The 15,521-nt window shown below is 62.2% G+C and carries 16 protein-coding genes; 11 read left to right on the top strand and 5 right to left on the bottom strand.

All coding sequences use genetic code 11. The annotated features are described in order from the left end of the window. Positions 1–53: 53 nt before the first annotated feature. The 8 genes from ACSQ3I_RS06850 to ACSQ3I_RS06815 all read left to right on the top strand — a co-directional run bounded on the left by ACSQ3I_RS06850 (position 54) and on the right by ACSQ3I_RS06815 (position 8,279). A complete protein-coding gene (locus tag ACSQ3I_RS06850; protein ID WP_435997262.1) occupies positions 54–851 on the top strand; it encodes an ATP-binding cassette domain-containing protein in 798 nt (265 codons plus the stop codon). Beyond that, a complete protein-coding gene (locus ACSQ3I_RS06845) occupies positions 848–1,858 on the top strand; it encodes an ABC transporter permease (protein ID WP_435997260.1) in 1,011 nt (336 codons plus the stop codon). The genes ACSQ3I_RS06850 and ACSQ3I_RS06845 overlap by 4 nt, the downstream gene beginning before the upstream one ends. 2 nt (positions 1,859–1,860) lie before the next feature. Next, the gene (locus ACSQ3I_RS06840) at positions 1,861–2,952 is read left to right on the top strand and encodes a phosphotriesterase family protein (RefSeq protein WP_435997258.1); all 1,092 of its coding nucleotides are present in this window, start codon (positions 1,861–1,863) and stop codon (positions 2,950–2,952) included. 29 nt (positions 2,953–2,981) lie between these two features. Beyond that, complete coding sequence (locus tag ACSQ3I_RS06835; RefSeq protein ID WP_435997257.1) at positions 2,982–3,746, top strand: glutamine amidotransferase; 765 nt, start codon at positions 2,982–2,984, stop codon at positions 3,744–3,746. A 17-nt stretch (positions 3,747–3,763) separates the two neighbouring features. Continuing rightward, entirely contained in the window at positions 3,764–4,669 is a 906-nt protein-coding gene (locus ACSQ3I_RS06830) for a ribokinase (protein WP_435997255.1), read from the top strand. Between the two features lie 5 nt (positions 4,670–4,674). Beyond that, positions 4,675–5,508, top strand: a complete 834-nt coding sequence (locus ACSQ3I_RS06825; protein ID WP_435997253.1) for a BtpA/SgcQ family protein — start codon at positions 4,675–4,677, stop codon at positions 5,506–5,508. Beyond that, complete coding sequence (locus ACSQ3I_RS06820) at positions 5,505–6,752, top strand: Zn-dependent hydrolase (protein ID WP_435997251.1); 1,248 nt, start codon at positions 5,505–5,507, stop codon at positions 6,750–6,752. Before ACSQ3I_RS06825 ends, ACSQ3I_RS06820 begins: the two co-directional genes overlap by 4 nt. 201 nt (positions 6,753–6,953) lie before the next feature. After that, positions 6,954–8,279, top strand: a complete 1,326-nt coding sequence (locus ACSQ3I_RS06815; protein ID WP_435997249.1) for an LLM class flavin-dependent oxidoreductase — start codon at positions 6,954–6,956, stop codon at positions 8,277–8,279. Positions 8,280–8,331: 52 nt separating this feature from the next. Here the strand turns inward: ACSQ3I_RS06815 and ACSQ3I_RS06810 are convergent, their stop codons facing one another. Both ACSQ3I_RS06810 and ACSQ3I_RS06805 read right to left on the bottom strand, forming a co-directional pair. Continuing rightward, on the bottom strand, positions 8,332–9,696 hold the full coding sequence (locus tag ACSQ3I_RS06810; protein WP_435997247.1) for a virulence factor family protein: 1,365 nt from the start codon (positions 9,694–9,696) through the stop codon (positions 8,332–8,334). After that, on the bottom strand, positions 9,693–10,991 hold the full coding sequence (locus tag ACSQ3I_RS06805; RefSeq protein WP_435997245.1) for a GNAT family N-acetyltransferase: 1,299 nt from the start codon (positions 10,989–10,991) through the stop codon (positions 9,693–9,695). Before ACSQ3I_RS06805 ends, ACSQ3I_RS06810 begins: the two co-directional genes overlap by 4 nt. A 228-nt stretch (positions 10,992–11,219) precedes the next feature. On the opposite strand from ACSQ3I_RS06805, the gene ACSQ3I_RS06800 reads away from it, so the two are divergent. Beyond that, positions 11,220–11,423 carry a hypothetical protein gene (locus ACSQ3I_RS06800; protein ID WP_435997243.1) on the top strand — a complete coding sequence of 68 codons (204 nt, stop codon included), beginning with the start codon at positions 11,220–11,222 and terminating at the stop codon, positions 11,421–11,423. Between the two features lie 118 nt (positions 11,424–11,541). On the opposite strand, the gene ACSQ3I_RS06795 is transcribed toward ACSQ3I_RS06800, so the two are convergent. Both ACSQ3I_RS06795 and ACSQ3I_RS06790 read right to left on the bottom strand, forming a co-directional pair. Then, on the bottom strand, positions 11,542–11,748 hold the full coding sequence (locus ACSQ3I_RS06795; RefSeq protein ID WP_435997242.1) for a CsbD family protein: 207 nt from the start codon (positions 11,746–11,748) through the stop codon (positions 11,542–11,544). 102 nt (positions 11,749–11,850) lie between these two features. Beyond that, the gene (locus tag ACSQ3I_RS06790; protein ID WP_435997241.1) at positions 11,851–12,954 is read right to left on the bottom strand and encodes an NADH:flavin oxidoreductase/NADH oxidase; all 1,104 of its coding nucleotides are present in this window, start codon (positions 12,952–12,954) and stop codon (positions 11,851–11,853) included. Between the two features lie 199 nt (positions 12,955–13,153). Here ACSQ3I_RS06790 and ACSQ3I_RS06785 point away from each other — a divergent pair, with 199 nt between their 5' ends. Continuing rightward, the gene (locus tag ACSQ3I_RS06785; protein WP_435997240.1) at positions 13,154–13,513 is read left to right on the top strand and encodes an ArsR/SmtB family transcription factor; all 360 of its coding nucleotides are present in this window, start codon (positions 13,154–13,156) and stop codon (positions 13,511–13,513) included. Between the two features lie 25 nt (positions 13,514–13,538). Here the strand turns inward: ACSQ3I_RS06785 and ACSQ3I_RS06780 are convergent, their stop codons facing one another. Next, positions 13,539–14,438 carry a LysR family transcriptional regulator gene (locus ACSQ3I_RS06780; protein ID WP_435997239.1) on the bottom strand — a complete coding sequence of 300 codons (900 nt, stop codon included), beginning with the start codon at positions 14,436–14,438 and terminating at the stop codon, positions 13,539–13,541. 116 nt (positions 14,439–14,554) lie between these two features. Here ACSQ3I_RS06780 and ACSQ3I_RS06775 point away from each other — a divergent pair, with 116 nt between their 5' ends. After that, the gene (locus ACSQ3I_RS06775) at positions 14,555–15,487 is read left to right on the top strand and encodes a VOC family protein (RefSeq protein ID WP_435997238.1); all 933 of its coding nucleotides are present in this window, start codon (positions 14,555–14,557) and stop codon (positions 15,485–15,487) included. Positions 15,488–15,521: the final 34 nt, after the last annotated feature.

The following is a 15,521-nucleotide window of genomic DNA, read 5'->3' as shown; positions in this document are numbered from 1 at the left end:
CCCGGCCTGTCGATCAGGCCGGGCGGCGGGATTTCCAGCAAGGGCCTTCGACCATGACCGACACGCACGTCAGCCGCGTCCGGATGACCGGTATTTCCAAGCGCTATGGCGCTCTGCAATCGCTCGACAACGCCTCGCTCGACCTGAAACCCGGGGAGGTTCTCGGTCTGGTGGGTGACAACGGCGCGGGCAAATCCACCATCAGCAAGGTTTTATCCGGCGCCGTGATCCCCGATGCCGGCACGATCGAGATCGACGGCAGAGAGGTTGCCTTCACGTCGCCGGCGGATGCACGCGCCGCCCGTATCGAGATGGTCTACCAGGACCTGGCGCTTTGCGACACGATCGACGTCGCCGGCAATCTTTTCCTCGGCCGTGAGCCGAAGCGGCGCGTCGCCGGCGTGCCGATGCTCGACAAGAAGCTGATGCACGAACGGGCGCGCGACATGCTGTCCAATCTCGGCATCGTCATTCCCGACACCCGCATGAAGGTGGAAAACCTTTCGGGCGGCCAGCGCCAGTCCATCGCCATCGGCCGCGCCGCTTCCTTCAATCCTTCCGTGCTCATCATGGACGAACCGACGGCGGCCCTTGCCGTGGCCGAGGTCGAGGCGGTGCTAGAACTCATTCGCACCGTCTCGCAGCGCGGTGTTTCCGTCATCCTGATCACGCACCGCCTGCAGGATCTTTTCCTTGTCTGCGACCGCATCCAGGTGATGTATGAGGGGCGCAATGTCGCCGAGCGCCGGATCGAGGACACCAATATCGAGGACGTCGTCAATCTCATCGTCGGGCGAAAATTTTCCGCCCGCTCCGCAGGCCAAAACAGGGAAAAGGGCGTTTCCGCATGAGTTCCGAACCCAACGCCTATGCCAGCCATCCGCCGCGCATGCGCGAGACGACGATCCTCGACAAGATCGTCGCCAATGGCGGCGTCATGTCGATTGCGCTGTTCTTCGTCGTCTGCTGCCTGTTTTTCGGGGCAACGACGGATGCCTTCCTGAGCGCACCGAACCTGCTCAACGTCATCCGGCAATCCGCGCCGCTGCTGATCGTCGCGGCCGCCATGACCTTCGTCATCACCACCGGCGGCATCGACCTTTCGGTCGGCTCCGTGCTGGCCCTGACGGCCACGCTTTCCGCTGCGGCCCTCCAGGCCGGCATTCCTTGGCCGCTCGCCATCCTGTTGATGCTGCTGCTCGGCGCCGCGGTTGGCGTCATCCAGGGCTATTTCATTGCTTATGAGCGCATCCCTGCCTTCATCGTCACGCTGGCCGGCCTTTCCGTCATCCGCGGCTTCGCGTTGCTGATCACCGGCGGTTATTCGATCCCCATCGAGCCGACCAGCCCCTTCGTGGCGATAGGACGTGCCTGGGTGCTCGGCATTCCCGCTCCGGCGCTGATCGCCATCGTCATTCTTGCCATCGCCTATATCGCCTTCAACGAAACCCATTTCGGCCGCTACGTCACAGGCGTCGGGGCCAATGCCGAGGCGACGCGGCGGGCAGGCGTCAACACGCGCCGCGTCATCCTCTGGGTCTATGTGCTCTCGGGCACGGCATCGGCGGCGGCCGGTATCATCCTCGCCGCCCGTCTCGGCTCCGGCTCCTCCAATGCCGGGCAGGGTTTCGAGCTCGATGTCATCGCGGCCGTGGTGCTTGGCGGCACCAGCCTGTTCGGCGGACGCGGCTCGCTGACGGGAACCATTCTCGGCGCGCTTACCGTGGCGGTGCTGGCGAATGGCCTCATCCTTTCGCACCTGTCGCCCTTCTTCACGCCCATCGTCACCGGCTTCATCATCCTGATCGCGATCTGGCTGAATTTCCGCCTGTTCCGCGGCGGCGCGAAGGGACGTTGAACATGCTCGATCACCTGTTCACGGACGCATCGAAAACGCGCCATCCCATCGGCGTGCAGTCCGGCACCGCCATGACCGTCACCGGCCCCGTTCCGGTGGAGGAACTCGGTGTCACCTTGATGCACGAGCATATCTTTCTCGATGGCGCCACCAGCTGGATATGCCCCTGCCATCCGGACGAGAAGGCGATTGCCGAACAGAAGGTCTCGATCGAGATCATCGGCGAGTTGCGCATGAACCCGTACATGAACCGGGACAATGTCTCGCTCGACGACGGTGACCTGGCACTCGGTGAACTCAAGCGTTTCCAGGCGCTCGGCGGTTGCACCGTGGTGGAGACCACCAATTTCGGCATCGGCCGCGATGCCGCCGGTCTTGCCCGCATCGCCCGCATGTCAGGCCTACGGATCGTCATGGGCACCGGCTTCTATCTCGAGCATACCCATCCGGAATGGCTGAAGGCCATGGATGTCGAGGCGGTCACGCAGTTCATCGTCGATGATGTCGGCGGCGGTGAAACGCAGCCGGAGATCATGGCCGGCATCATCGGCGAAGTCGGCGTCAGCTGCAATTTCACTGCCGAGGAGGAAAAATCGCTGCGCGCTTCGGCGCGGGCGGCGCGCATCACCGGCCTGCCGCTTTCCATCCATCTGCCGGGCTGGGAACGTCTGGCGCATCGCGTGCTCGATGTCGTGGAGGAGGAAGGCGCCGATTTGCGTCATACCGTCCTCTGCCACATGAACCCCAGCCACAACGACCTCGATTACCAGATGGCGCTGGCAAGACGCGGCGCCTTCCTAGAATACGACATGATCGGCATGGACTATTATTATGCCGATCAGGACGCCCAGTCGCCGTCCGACGAGGAGAATGCCCGCGCCATCGCCGCTCTTGTTGAAAAAGGCTTCGGCGACCGGCTGCTGCTGTCGCAGGATGTCTTCCTGAAGATCATGCTGACGCGGTATGGCGGTTTTGGTTATGGTTACATTCTCAAGCACTTCCTGCCGCGGCTGAAACGCCACGGCGTCGACCAGGCGGCCATCGACCGCATGCTGATCGACAATCCGAAATCCGTCTTTTCCGCCATGCGCTGAGCGCTGGCCCATCCCTACAAGGAGGTTCCATGACCAAGAAGAAAGTGCTGCTTGCCGGCGAATCCTGGGTGTCCACCGCGACCCATATCAAGGGTTTCGACCAGTTCCCGACCGTGACCTATCACACCGGTGCGGACGAACTGCTGAAAGCCTTGAAGGACAGCCCCTTCGACGTCACCTTCATGCCGGCTCACGAGGCGCAGAAGGAGTTTCCGAGCACGCTCGAAGGCCTGCAGGCCTATGATGCCATCGTGCTTTCGGATATCGGCGCCAACACGCTGCTTTTGCATCCCGACACCTGGATCCATTCGCGCCGCACGCCGAACCGCCTGAAACTGCTGCGTGAATATGTCGCCAAGGGTGGATCGCTGCTGATGTTCGGCGGCTATTATTCCTTCCAGGGCATCAATGGCGGCGCGCGTTTCCGCAAGACGGCGGTGGAAGAGGTTCTGCCGGTGTCTTGCCTTTCCGTCGATGACCGCGTCGAAGTGCCGGAAGGTTTTACGCCTGTCGTGTCGGGCGATGCGTCCCATCCGATCCTTGCGGGCATTTCCGGCGAGTTCCCCTATCTTCTCGGCTTCAACGAAGTGGTGCTGAAGGAAGGTGCCAACCAGCTGATGACCGTCTCGTCGGAATACGGTTCGCTGCCGTTGCTCGTCACCGGCACCTATGGCGAAGGCCGTACGCTGGTCTGGACATCCGACGTCGGCCCGCATTGGCTGCCGCCGGAATTCATCGCCTGGCCGGGCTACAAGACCCTGTTCGAGCAGATGCTCGCCTGGGCGACGGACTGAACGGAAGGTCCGCGGTCATGACCATCCACGTCGTCGGCAATGTCTGCGTCGATACGAGTTTTCGCCTGGAGCGGCTGCCGCGGCCGGGCGAAACGTTGAACGCGAGCACTGCCGTCGAAGGCCTGGGCGGCAAGGGAGCGAACCAGGCCGCCGCCGCCGCCCGGACGGGGGCGACGGTGACGCTTTGGGCGCCCGTCGGCCGGGATGCCGCCGGTGACCGGATGGCAAGCCTGCTCTCGGCCGATATTCTCGATCTGCGCCTGTCGCACCTCGATCTGCCTTGCGACCGTTCGGTGATCCTGATCGATCGCCAAGGTGAGAACGTCATTGTGACCGCGGCCGCCTGCGCGGAGGCGTTCGATCCGCTTGCCACGAGCCTGCTCGCATCGACCTGGCGCGCCGGCGACATGCTGCTGATGCAGGGCAATCTTGGCGCCGACGTCACGGCGCAGTGCCTGGAGGCGGCGCGTGCGGCCGGGCTGTTCACGGTTCTCAACCCTAGCCCGCTTCTTGTGGACCCGCTGGATCTGGCCCGCGTATCGCTTCTGGTCGTCAATCGGCCGGAGGCCGAGGCCTTGACCGGCGAGACCGATGCGGAGCGTGCCGCCGAGCGCCTGCTTGCGATGGGCGCCACCGCAGTCATCGTCACGCTCGGTTCCGAGGGTGCTCTGATTGTGGACACATCTTCCCGGCTCTACATCCCGGCTGAAAAACGCGACGCTATTGATGCGAGCGGAGCCGGCGACTGTTTTGCCGGCACGCTGGCCGGGCTCCTCGCACAGGGCGCATCGCTGCCCGATGCCGCAAGGCTTGCGACACAGGCGGCTGGCATTGCCGTCGGCCGAGCCGGCACGCTCGCTTCCTTTCCCACCCGGGCGGAAATTGCCGCCCTCACCAAGACATTCAAACTGGAAAACGTGTGAACGCCATGAGCAACCCCATCGGACGACAGGACAAGGATACGCTGAAATCGCTTTTCGGGCGCGACAAGCCGGTGATCGGCGTGGTGCACCTGATGCCGCTGCCGGGTGCGCCGCGTTATGACGACGAAGGCGTGGAGGCGATCTACGAGCGCGGCCTTTCGGATGCGCGGGCCTATCTCTCCGGAGGCTGTGATGCCGTCATCGTCGAGAACCATGGCGACGTGCCCTTTGCCAAGCCCGACGACATCGGCCACGAGACGTCGGCGCATATGGCCGTCGTCGCCGACCGAATCCGCCGCGAGCTCGGTCGTCCGATCGGCATCAACGTGCTCGCCAATGCGGCGATCCCGGCGCTCGCTATCGCTTCCGCCTCCTCGGCGTCGTTCATTCGCGTCAACCAGTGGGCGAATGCCTATATCGCCAACGAAGGTTTCGTGGAGGGTGAGTCTGCCCGCGCCATGCGCTACCGCGCCCATCTTCGGGCCCGCGGCATCCGCATCTTTGCCGATGCCCATGTCAAGCACGGCGCCCATGCCATCGTGGCGGACCGGCCGGTCGAAGAGCAGGTCAAGGATCTCGTCTTTTTCGATGCCGATGTCATCATCGCCACCGGACAGCGCACCGGGCACGCCGCCGATCTCGGCTACATCAGAATGATCAAGGAGGCGGCATCGTTGCCCACGCTGGTCGGCAGCGGCGTCACGCATGACAATGCCAACGACATCCTCTCGGTTGCCGACGGCGTGATCATCGCAAGCGCCCTCAAATACGATGGCGTCTGGTGGAATGCCGTCGAGCCGGACCGGGTCAAGCGTTTCATTGCAGGCCTTGGCCGATGAACATCAAGCCTGAGGTCAACGCCGCGCGCCTCCTCGCCTCCGTTGCTGATTTTGCAGCGATCGGGGCAACACCGGCCGGCGGCGTCAACCGACAGGCCTTGGGTGTCGAAGACCGCATCGCGCGCCGGCTGCTGGCCGAACGGGCGCTTGCCCGCGGCTTTACGGTCTTTCAGGACGAGATCGCCAACCTCTTCATTCGCCGGGAGGGCAAGGATGCGTCCCTGCCGCCGCTCCTCATCGGCAGTCATCTCGATAGCCAGCCGACAGGTGGCCGTTTCGACGGCGCGCTCGGCACGCTCAGCGCCTTCGAAGTGCTGGAAGCGCTTGCCGACGCCGGAACCGAAACCGACCGTGCCGTCGAAGTGGTCGCTTTCACCAACGAGGAAGGCAGCCGCTATTCGCCGGGCTGCATGGGATCCATGGCCTTTTCGGGGGCGGGAAAGCTGGCGGACTGGCAGACGACACATGCGACGGACGGCCCGGTGCTGGCCGATGAACTGGCGGCGACGCTCGCAGCGCTGCCGGAAGCTGCAGTGCGTCCCATAGGCCACGCCATATCCGCCTTTGTCGAGCTGCATATCGAGCAAGGCCCAATCCTTGAGAGGGAGAACGTGCCCATCGGTGTTGTCACCGCTGTGCAGGGGACAAAATGGCTTGAGATCGTCTTCTCCGGCGAGGCTGCGCATGCCGGCACCACCCCGCTCGAATTTCGCAAGGACCCCATGAGCGCGGCGGCGATGGTCATCGCAAGCCTTCAGTCGGCGATCATGCCCGCCGATCCGCAGGCGCGGCTGACGATCGGCCGCATTGCGGCCGAACCCGGCTCCATCAACGTCATTCCCAGCTCGGTCACCTTCACCGTCGATATCCGTCATCCGGATGCTGAAACACTTGCGGCGATGGAGCGGCATGTCCGGCAGGAATGCGAGACAGCAAGCCGCCACTGGCACTGTGACGTCGCCATCAACCGGCGCGTCGACATGGCGCCGGCACAGTTTGCATCATCGATCACGGAAACGATTGCGGACACCTGCGCGGCGCTCGACCTCAAGAGCCGCCCAATGGTGTCCGGCGCCTTTCACGATGCGCTGTTCGTCAGCCGCGTGGCGCCGACCGCCATGATCTTCGTTCCGTGCCGCAATGGCATCAGTCACAACGAGGCGGAATTCGTGAGTGACGCGCATATGATTTCCGGTGCGCGCGTCCTGCTCGGCGTGGTCGGATCGCTGTTGCTTGCCGGTTAGCGCATTTCCAGCCGAAGCGTCGGTCGTCGGCGGTTGTCTGATCGGCGGCGATCACCTTTTCGGCATAGGCGCGGCAGATTGTTGTAGCGTCCGCCGTGGCACCTTATGTGCTGGTGGCGGACATCCTGCCACCCCACAAGGGGCTAATGGCGCGGATGGTGGCCGCCACCGAAGACCAGATTTTAACCGGGCCGGAATGATATGAGCGATACGAAAAAACTGCATCTCGGCGCCTTCATGCGGCCGGTCAGCCTGCATACCGGTGCCTGGCGCTATCCCGGCTCCTACCCGGATGCCAACTTCAACTTCAAGCACATTACGTCGTTCGCCCTGAAGCTGGAGGCAGCGAAGTTCGACGCGTTTTTCATGGCGGATCATCTTGCCGTGCTCAACATGCCGATCGAGGCCCTGCGCCGCAGCCATACCGTGACGTCTTTCGAGCCGTTCACGCTGCTTTCGGCGCTTGCCGCGGTCACGGAGCGGATCGGTCTCGTGGCAACCGCGTCCACCACCTTCGACCAGCCCTATCACATTGCCCGGCGTTTCGCCTCGCTTGACCATATCAGCGGCGGCCGGGCGGGATGGAATATCGTCACCACCTCGAACCCCGACGCGGCGCGCAATTTCGGTCTGGAGGACCATGTCGAGCATGGCGAGCGTTATGGGCGCGCGCGGGAATTCTTCGATGTCGTCACCGGGCTGTGGGACAGTTTTGCCGACGAGGCTTTCATCCGGGATGCCGAAAGCGGCATCTTTTTCGACCCCGAGAAACTGCACGTCCTCGATCACAAGGGGCCTGAACTCAGGGTTCGCGGTCCGCTGAACATCGCCCGGCCGCCGCAGGGCTGGCCGGTGATCGTGCAGGCCGGCCAGTCGGAACCCGGCCGCCAGCTTGCGGCCGAAACGGCAGAGGTGGTTTTCTGCGCGCCGCGTGATCTCGCCGCCGGCAAGGCGCTTTATGCCGATATCAAGGGCCGGCTTGCGGCGGTCGGCCGCAAGCCGGACGATTTGAAGATCCTTCCCGCCGCCTTCGTCGTGGTCGGCGACACCGTTCAGGAGGCGCGCGAGAAGCGCCTGAAGCTCGACAGCCTCGTGCATTACGACAGCGCGATCGCCTCGCTTTCCATCGCACTCGGTCATGACGCCTCCGGCTTCGATCCGGATGCGCCGCTGCCTGAGATTCCCGAGACCAATGACAGCAAGAGCGGGCGGGCACAGGTGTTGAAACTTGCTGCCGACGAGGGGCTGACGGTGCGGCAGTTGGCACAGCGTTATGGCGGTTATGCCGGGCTGGCTTTTGTCGGCACGCCGGAAACCATCGCCGACGAAATGGCCGCGTGGCTGCATGAAGAAGGGTCCGATGGCTTCAACGTCGTCTTCCCCTATCTGCCGCAGGGTCTTGACGATGTCGTCGAACGGGTGGTGCCGGAACTGCAGCGCCGCGGCCTGTTCAGAACGGAGTACGAGGGCACCACCTTGCGCGATCACCTCGGCCTTGTTCGTCCGGTCAACCGCTTCTTCCGCTGATCGAAAGCATCCAGCCAACCCGCCGCGCGTTTGCCGGAGTTGCTCTCGGCCGTCATTCTCCGGGTTGCGACTGAAGCCGGGTCTTCATTGAATCGACGATCCGGCGGGTCAGCGCTTCATAGTCGCCATCGAAATGATGGCCGCCGGAAATGCCGATGACCTCGGCTGTCGTCGTAGCAAGGGCGGGGCAAGCGCTGTCGGCTTCGGCAAGGCCATAGATGCACTGGACCTTTTCGGGGCCGATCCGGCGGACATCGTCCGTTGGGTCTCCGGCGGCGCCGGCACCTTCGGAACCAAGCCAGCCCATGACGGAAATCTGGTAATCCGCCTTATGCGACAAGGCGAGCAGGGAGATCAGGCGCACCCGATCCTGGTAGGGCTTGCCCATGTTGCGAAACGTCGACGGCAGCACATTGGCGCCGAAGGAGTAACCGATCAGCAGCACATGGCGTGTCTTGAACTGGCGCGAATAGAGATCGACGATCCGCTCCACGTCCCGTGCCGTGCCTTCCGGGGTCTTTTCCGACCAGAAGTAACGCAGCGCGTCGAGGCCCACCGACGGAATGCCGTGACCGGCAAGATAGCCCGCAACCTTCTTGTCGATATCGCGCCATCCACCGTCACCGGAAATGATGATCGCCATCGTGTCGTGGGCGGGAACGGCGTCGATGATCGCAAGCGGCAGGCTGTCGACCTGTTCACGCTGCGCCTGCATCCGGTTTTCGAGCGTTGTTGCCAGGGCTGCAAGCGGCATCTCTTCGGTGTCCGTCGAAACGATATCCGGATGTTCGGACTGTAGCGAGGCGGCATGTTCCTGCGCTTGCTCCGTCGCATTCGAGCTGAACAGGATTTCGATCGGGTTGGGCAAGGCTCCTTTGGTCAAACCATACCGATAACCGCCAGCCTCCGGCGTTTTCCGAGCGGGGGTACAGAATGGTTTCGACAAAGGCAGGACCAGGTCCGGATCGACGGAAACCGTGCCGCCGATGGTGGCGGCCGGCGTCTGTGCCGCAATGGCCAGGGCCATCGTGCCGCCGAGACCGGCCCCGGCAATTATCGGCGCATGATATCCGTTGAGCCCGGCGCGGCGCTGCAGCTGCTGGCTCAGGCTTTCGATCGCCGAAACCGTGTAGGAGCAGGAGCGGGTTTCGCCCTCCAGAACGGCAAGATACCGCGGCACATCGATGCCGACGACTATGGCGCCCTGATCGTGGAGTTTTTCGGCCAGGTCCTGTTCGAGCTTGGTCCAGCCCGCTTTGTCGGACAGGAGGAAGATCGTCGTATTGGTCGGGTTCGCCGGCACCAGAATACGCGGCGAGGGGATGTGGCCGGTGTTGATCGCCGTGTCTTCGGCCGCGAGCGGCGATACGGACAGGGCGAGCAGAGCAAGGGCCGTTGCGGCGAAACGGCGGATCATCGGCGGAAAACTCCCTTGAGGCCGCCACCGATGAGGGCGGCGGAAGCGGCGGCGCAGACAAAGGGATTGGCCTCCTTGGGAACCACAAGGTAGCGTGGTTTCCACTGCGGATCGAATTTCGATTTGAACGCCAGAAGTCCCTTGAAGTTGTAGAAGCGGTTGCCCTTCTCGAAGACAAGCCGGCCGGCCCGGTCCCAGAGCGGCGCATTGCGGTGGGCCGACAGGCCGGAGAGCGGCGCCATGCCCAAATTGAGCCGCCGGTAGCCGCGCTGCTTCAGAAACTCGATGGTGCGCACCATCAGAAGATCCATCACCCCGCGATGGACACCTGGAACGAACCGCATCAGATCGACAAAGACGCTTTCTCCTGAGACCAGCAGGTTCATGAAGGCAATGATCCTGCCATCCTGTCGCAAGACGGCGAGCGGATGGGCGCAGGCATAGTCCTCGGTGAAGAAACCAAGCGAAAAACGTTTTTCCTGCGCATTGTTTTGTGCCAGCCAGGCATTCGAAACCGCGGCGATATCAGGCAGAAGCGGGGTGACGTCCGAGGCCTCCACGATCTCGAACTCCAGGCCGTCGCGTTCGGCCCGGTTGGTCGCCCGGCGCAGGCTTGCCCATTCCTTGCCCTTCATCTCGAACAGGTCGAGCCTGATTTCGGCAAGCTCGCCGAGCTTGAAGCCGCGCATGCCGAGGTCCTGGCAGAGCGAAAGAAGCTCGGGCGATGCCTGGTAGAACACCGGCTTGCAGCCCAGCGAAAAGGCCAGCGCCCTGAATGCCAGAACCAGTTCCCGCCGGCACTCCGTCGGGCCGACCGGGTCGAAAAGGGCGATCAGCTTCCCGCCTTGGCGCGCATACATGATGAAGGCGCTGCCATCCTCGGAAAACAGAACCTCCTTGTCGCCGAGGGCGACCAGATGCGCCTCGGCAGAATTCTGGCGAAGCAGGACAGCCTGAGCCCTGGCGATCTCCGCCTGCTTGTTGGCGGTACGCTGTGCCGAGGCGGCGCGCTTTTCGCGGCGAGCCCTGGCGCCGCGCATCCGCGCAAAGGGCGTCGGATAACGCACGCCACCCAGAAAACTGAGGCCGGCAACATAGGCCGCTGTCTCCAGGGCGACCGAGTGATGCAACGCCGAGAGGAGAAGAGTGATCAGCAGGAGGCGGAAAAATGGCGACCTCAGCGGATACCCCGCCGCCCAGGCCCGGACCCGCCCATAGCCACGGGCAGGCAGCATATCCGAGGATACCCGTTCGTTGCCCGCTGCAACCAGCCCATCGTCCTGCTGCTCAATCATGCACGATCCTTCAATAACATTAGGTCGCGTGCATATAGATTGACTGGATTGGCCGAGGCTGGATTTGGATCGCGATCCGTCGCGCCGACACGGCGTCTAGCGGCCCTGCACCGGTCGATATCGTATCATTTGCAGCATCGTTAAAATTTTAGGCTTTTTCTCCACCCCTTGCAAAGAAACCGGCCGTAGCGTTGCACAATATTTAACGACTCAATGAGGGGGAATTCTATGCAGGGTATTCTTCACAATGACGATATTAAACTTTGCCAAAGCGTATTCGATGAAGTCAGGGAAAAGCTGCAAGCCTTCGGGAAACCGTTCGACCCCGACTATTATGCGGCCATTGTCATGCAGTTCTATCGCAGAGGATACAGGTCGCGGGAATCCTTGCTGCAACTGGCAATTCGCGCCCCGATGAAAATGAGAAGGTGACGGCTGCCATCTGGCTTCAGGTGACCGTTGCCGGGCTTGCGCGTCGGCGTCCACTCTCCTTCGAGACAACAAAAAACCCCGCTTGAGGCGGGGTTTTGCTTGACGAAACCAGAACGGCTTAGTTCCAGGTCTGGCGGCCGTACCAGTCATCGATGTCCTTGCGGGCACGATCCTTTGCGATACCGTAGCGTTCCTGGATTTTGCCTTCCAGCTGGTCGCGCTTGCCGGCGATCACATCCAGATCGTCATCGGTCAGCTTGCCCCACTGTTCCTTGACGTTGCCCTTGAACTGCTTCCAGTTGCCTTCGACACGATTCCAATCCATTTGCATTCTCCTTCAGGATTGTTGACGTTCGAAAGGTAAACGCAACACGGCTGGAAAAGTTCGAAGTGGGTTTCGTCGGTCTCCCGTTGTCGCCATCCCCGGTTACATCTTGAACAACGACTTCAACGTCGAGGGCTGGCTGCGATGGTATTGGGGTGCTGCGGAAACCTCCCCGCCAAGTGCCGCGGCAGCATGCCATGGCCAGCGCGGATCATACAGGATCGTCCGGGCCAAGCCGACAAGATCGGCATCGCCTGTCGCGATGATCGCTTCCGCCTGTGAAGGCTCGGTGATCAAACCGACGGCGACGACCGGCATGGTTACCGCCGCTTTGATCGCGCGGGCAAACGGCACCTGGTAGCTGGGGGAAATCGGGATCTTCTGATCGACGTGCAGGCCACCGCTCGAGACGTTGATGGCATCGCAGCCGCGACGCTCCAGCGCCTTTGCGAATTCGATGGTCTCCTCGATATTCCAGCCGCCGTCGTGCCAATCCGTCGCCGAGACGCGAACGGACACCACCTTGTCTGCGGGGAAAGCTGCACGCACCGCATCGAAAACCTCCAGCGGGAAACGCATCCGGTTTTCGAGGCTGCCGCCATACTCATCCGTCCGGCGATTGGCGAGCGGCGACAGGAAGGAATGCAGGAGATAGCCATGTGCGGCATGGATCTGGACGGCGTCGATGCCGATACGTGCCGCGCGTACCGCAGCTGCCGCGAAAGCCTCGCGGATAGCCTGCATCCGCTCACGGCTCAGTTCGGTAGGGGCGTTGTCCGTTGATTTGAAGGGGACCGGTGAGGGCGCTTCCGTCTGCCACCCGTTCTGATGGTCCGGAGCGATTTGCCCGCCGCCGCGCCACGGCAGATCGGACGATGCCTTGCGCCCGGCATGGGCAAGCTGAACGGCAATCGGCATGTTCGACCATTTCCGGATGCCCTCCAGCGTCCGGCGCATGGCGGCCTCCGTGGCGTCATTGTACAGGCCGACATCGCCGTAGCTGATGCGACCTTCGGGAACCACCGCGGTTGCCTCGATCGTCAGCAATCCGGCGCCGGACAAGGCCAGCTGTCCCAGATGGATCAGATGCCAGTCGGTCATGCACCCGTCCACGGCCGAATACGTGCACATCGGAGCGATTGCTATACGGTTCTCGAGTTCGAGATTGCGGATCTTGAAGGGTGTGAAAAGCTTGGGCTGGGGCATGTGGCTCCCTTTTGGCAGAGATGGGTGGAAATCATGCCCACAGAATTTCAAGGGCGATGCTGGTGACGATGCCTCAATCACACCAGCAGCTGTCTTGAGATCGATGGTATGATCTTAGCCATACCTATGCCTCGCAGAGGTATACGTCAAGGCATACCTTTGACTTGCTTCGGCCGGCCGATTTTCGTAGATTTGTCCCATGGCAGACCTTCTTCCACAACCCGCCCGGGACGAGATCGATCTCAGCGTCGTATTTTCCACACTCTCCGATCCGCTTCGGCGTACTGTGATCGCTATTCTGGCAGCGCTTCCGGATCGCACGGAGCGGAATTGCGTGTCCTTCGGCTTTCCGGTGGCAAAGGCTTCCCTGACGCATCATTTCAAGATCTTGCGGGAAGCCGGCCTGATCAGCCAGATCGATTACGGAAATCGCCGTGCCTGCTCGCTCCGCCGGGACGACATCGAAGCCCGGTTTCCCGGCCTGCTCGCTCTGCTGATGGATGAACTTGCGCGCGACGGTGGCGCAGAAAAGGCGGCGGTCTCCGCCGGAAAACGTTAAAGGCGGCAATACTCTGCCGCCTCGCTCAGTCGATCATCGTCATCAGCGCCGGTATCTGCTCTTCGAAAAATTTCGAGAAAGAGGCGATGCGCGGCGGAAGCGCCTGATAGGGCGGATAATAGAGGGTCAGCCAGAGGTCCGGCGGCGTCCAGCCCTTGAAGACATGTACGAGACGGCCGGTCCTCAGATGCTCGGCGATGTGAAAGCCGGGCAGCATGGCGACACCTGCGCCATCCGCCGCCATATCCGCCAGCACTTCGCCATTGTTGGCGCTGAAGGAGCGGCCGGCCGATATGGTTATGCTCGATCCGCCATCGGAGAGGACCCATGTCTCGCGACGGCTTTCGCCGCTATAGGCAAGGCAATCGTCCGGCGTGAGTTCGCTCGGAAGCTGCATGTTCACATACCGGCTTGCCGGCGCGGCCACGAGAATGCGCGGCACGACGCGGATCTTGCGCCAGATGGTGAACTTGTCGGAGGGTTGCGACGAGATACGGATCGCCAGATCGTAGTCTTCATCGACAATGTTCACCAATCCGTCCGACAGCGAGATCTCGAAACTCATCTTGGGGTATCGTTCCTTGAACCCCGAGAGGATCGGCGGCAGCACGGCCTTGCCGAACCAGGTGGGCGCGCTGATGCGCAGTCGCCCCTGATCCGCCTTGTGGGCGTTCATCACATCCTTTCGCGCCTCTTCCAGAGCCTTGATGGCCGGCTGGATCTGCGCGGCAAACACGGCGCCATCCGTCGTCAGCGACACCTGTCGTGTCGTGCGCACGAAAAGCTGCATGCCGAGATCGGCTTCAAGCGCCGCGATCGCCCGCGTCACGGCGGCCGGCGTCATGTCGAGTTCGCGGGCGACCTGAGCGAAGTTTCGCTTCTCGGCCGCCAGGAGGAAGGTTTTCAGGGCTTTGTAGTCGTTCATCCGATTATTTCAATATTGGCAATTCAATCGAAATTAATATTGCAATTCCGGTGATCGATCAATCGCCTTACATGTTGCTCATCAAAACGAACACAGCCGAAAGAAAGGCCAGCGACATGATCAAGGATATCAAGGGACTGCACCACGTCACATCGATGGCGTCGAATGCCGCCCAGAACAACCGTTTCTTCACCAACACACTCGGCCTGCGCCGCGTCAAGCAGACCGTCAATTTCGATGATCCGAGCGTCTATCACCTCTATTACGGCGACGAAAACGGCTCGGCCGGCACGGTCATGACCTATTTTCCGTTTCCGCACATGATGCTTGGTCGTCCGGGCGTCGGGGAAGTGGGTGAGACCCAGTTCTCGGTGCCGAAGGGCGCCCTGACATTCTGGCAGGATCGCTTTGCCGCGCAAGGCGTTGACGGGATCGAGGCCGATATGGTGTTTGGCGCCAACCGCCTGCGCTTCCGGGGGCCGGATGGCGATGCGCTGGCGCTGGTTGAAGCCGCTGATGACGCCCGTACGCCCTGGACTGCGCAAGGCATCTCCGAGGATGTCGCCATTCGCGGCTTTGCCGGTGCCCGGTTCAACCTTCATGACGCAGCTGCGACCGAAGAGCTTCTCGGTTTCATGGGTTACCAGCGCGCTGAAAAGCAAGGCGATGTGACCCGCTTCATCATCCCCGGCGGCAACGGTGCCGATACGATCGATGTGGCTGCGCTGCCGAAGGCATCGTTCGCCCGTCAGGGGGCCGGCTCCGTCCACCATATCGCTTTCGCCGTCGACAACAGGGAAAAGCAGCTGGAGGTCCGCAAGGCACTGATGGATACCGGTTACCAGGTCACGCCGGTCATCGATCGCGATTACTTCTGGGCAATCTATTTCCGTACGCCGGGTGGTATTCTGTTCGAAATCGCCACCAATGAACCTGGTTTCAACCGCGACGAGGATACCGCGCATCTGGGTGAAGCGCTCAAGCTGCCGGGCCGCTATGAGCCCTTCCGCGACAGGATCGAAGCGAACCTCGAGTCCTTGGCCGCGTGATCAAGGTCGAATACGGAATGGACAAGAACAGCAG

This window comes from Rhizobium sp. LjRoot30 (genome assembly GCF_964253915.1).
Classification (GTDB): domain Bacteria; phylum Pseudomonadota; class Alphaproteobacteria; order Rhizobiales; family Rhizobiaceae; genus Metarhizobium.
The sequence above is the reverse complement of the archived record's forward strand: the minus strand, read 5'-3'. Positions and strand labels throughout refer to the sequence as shown.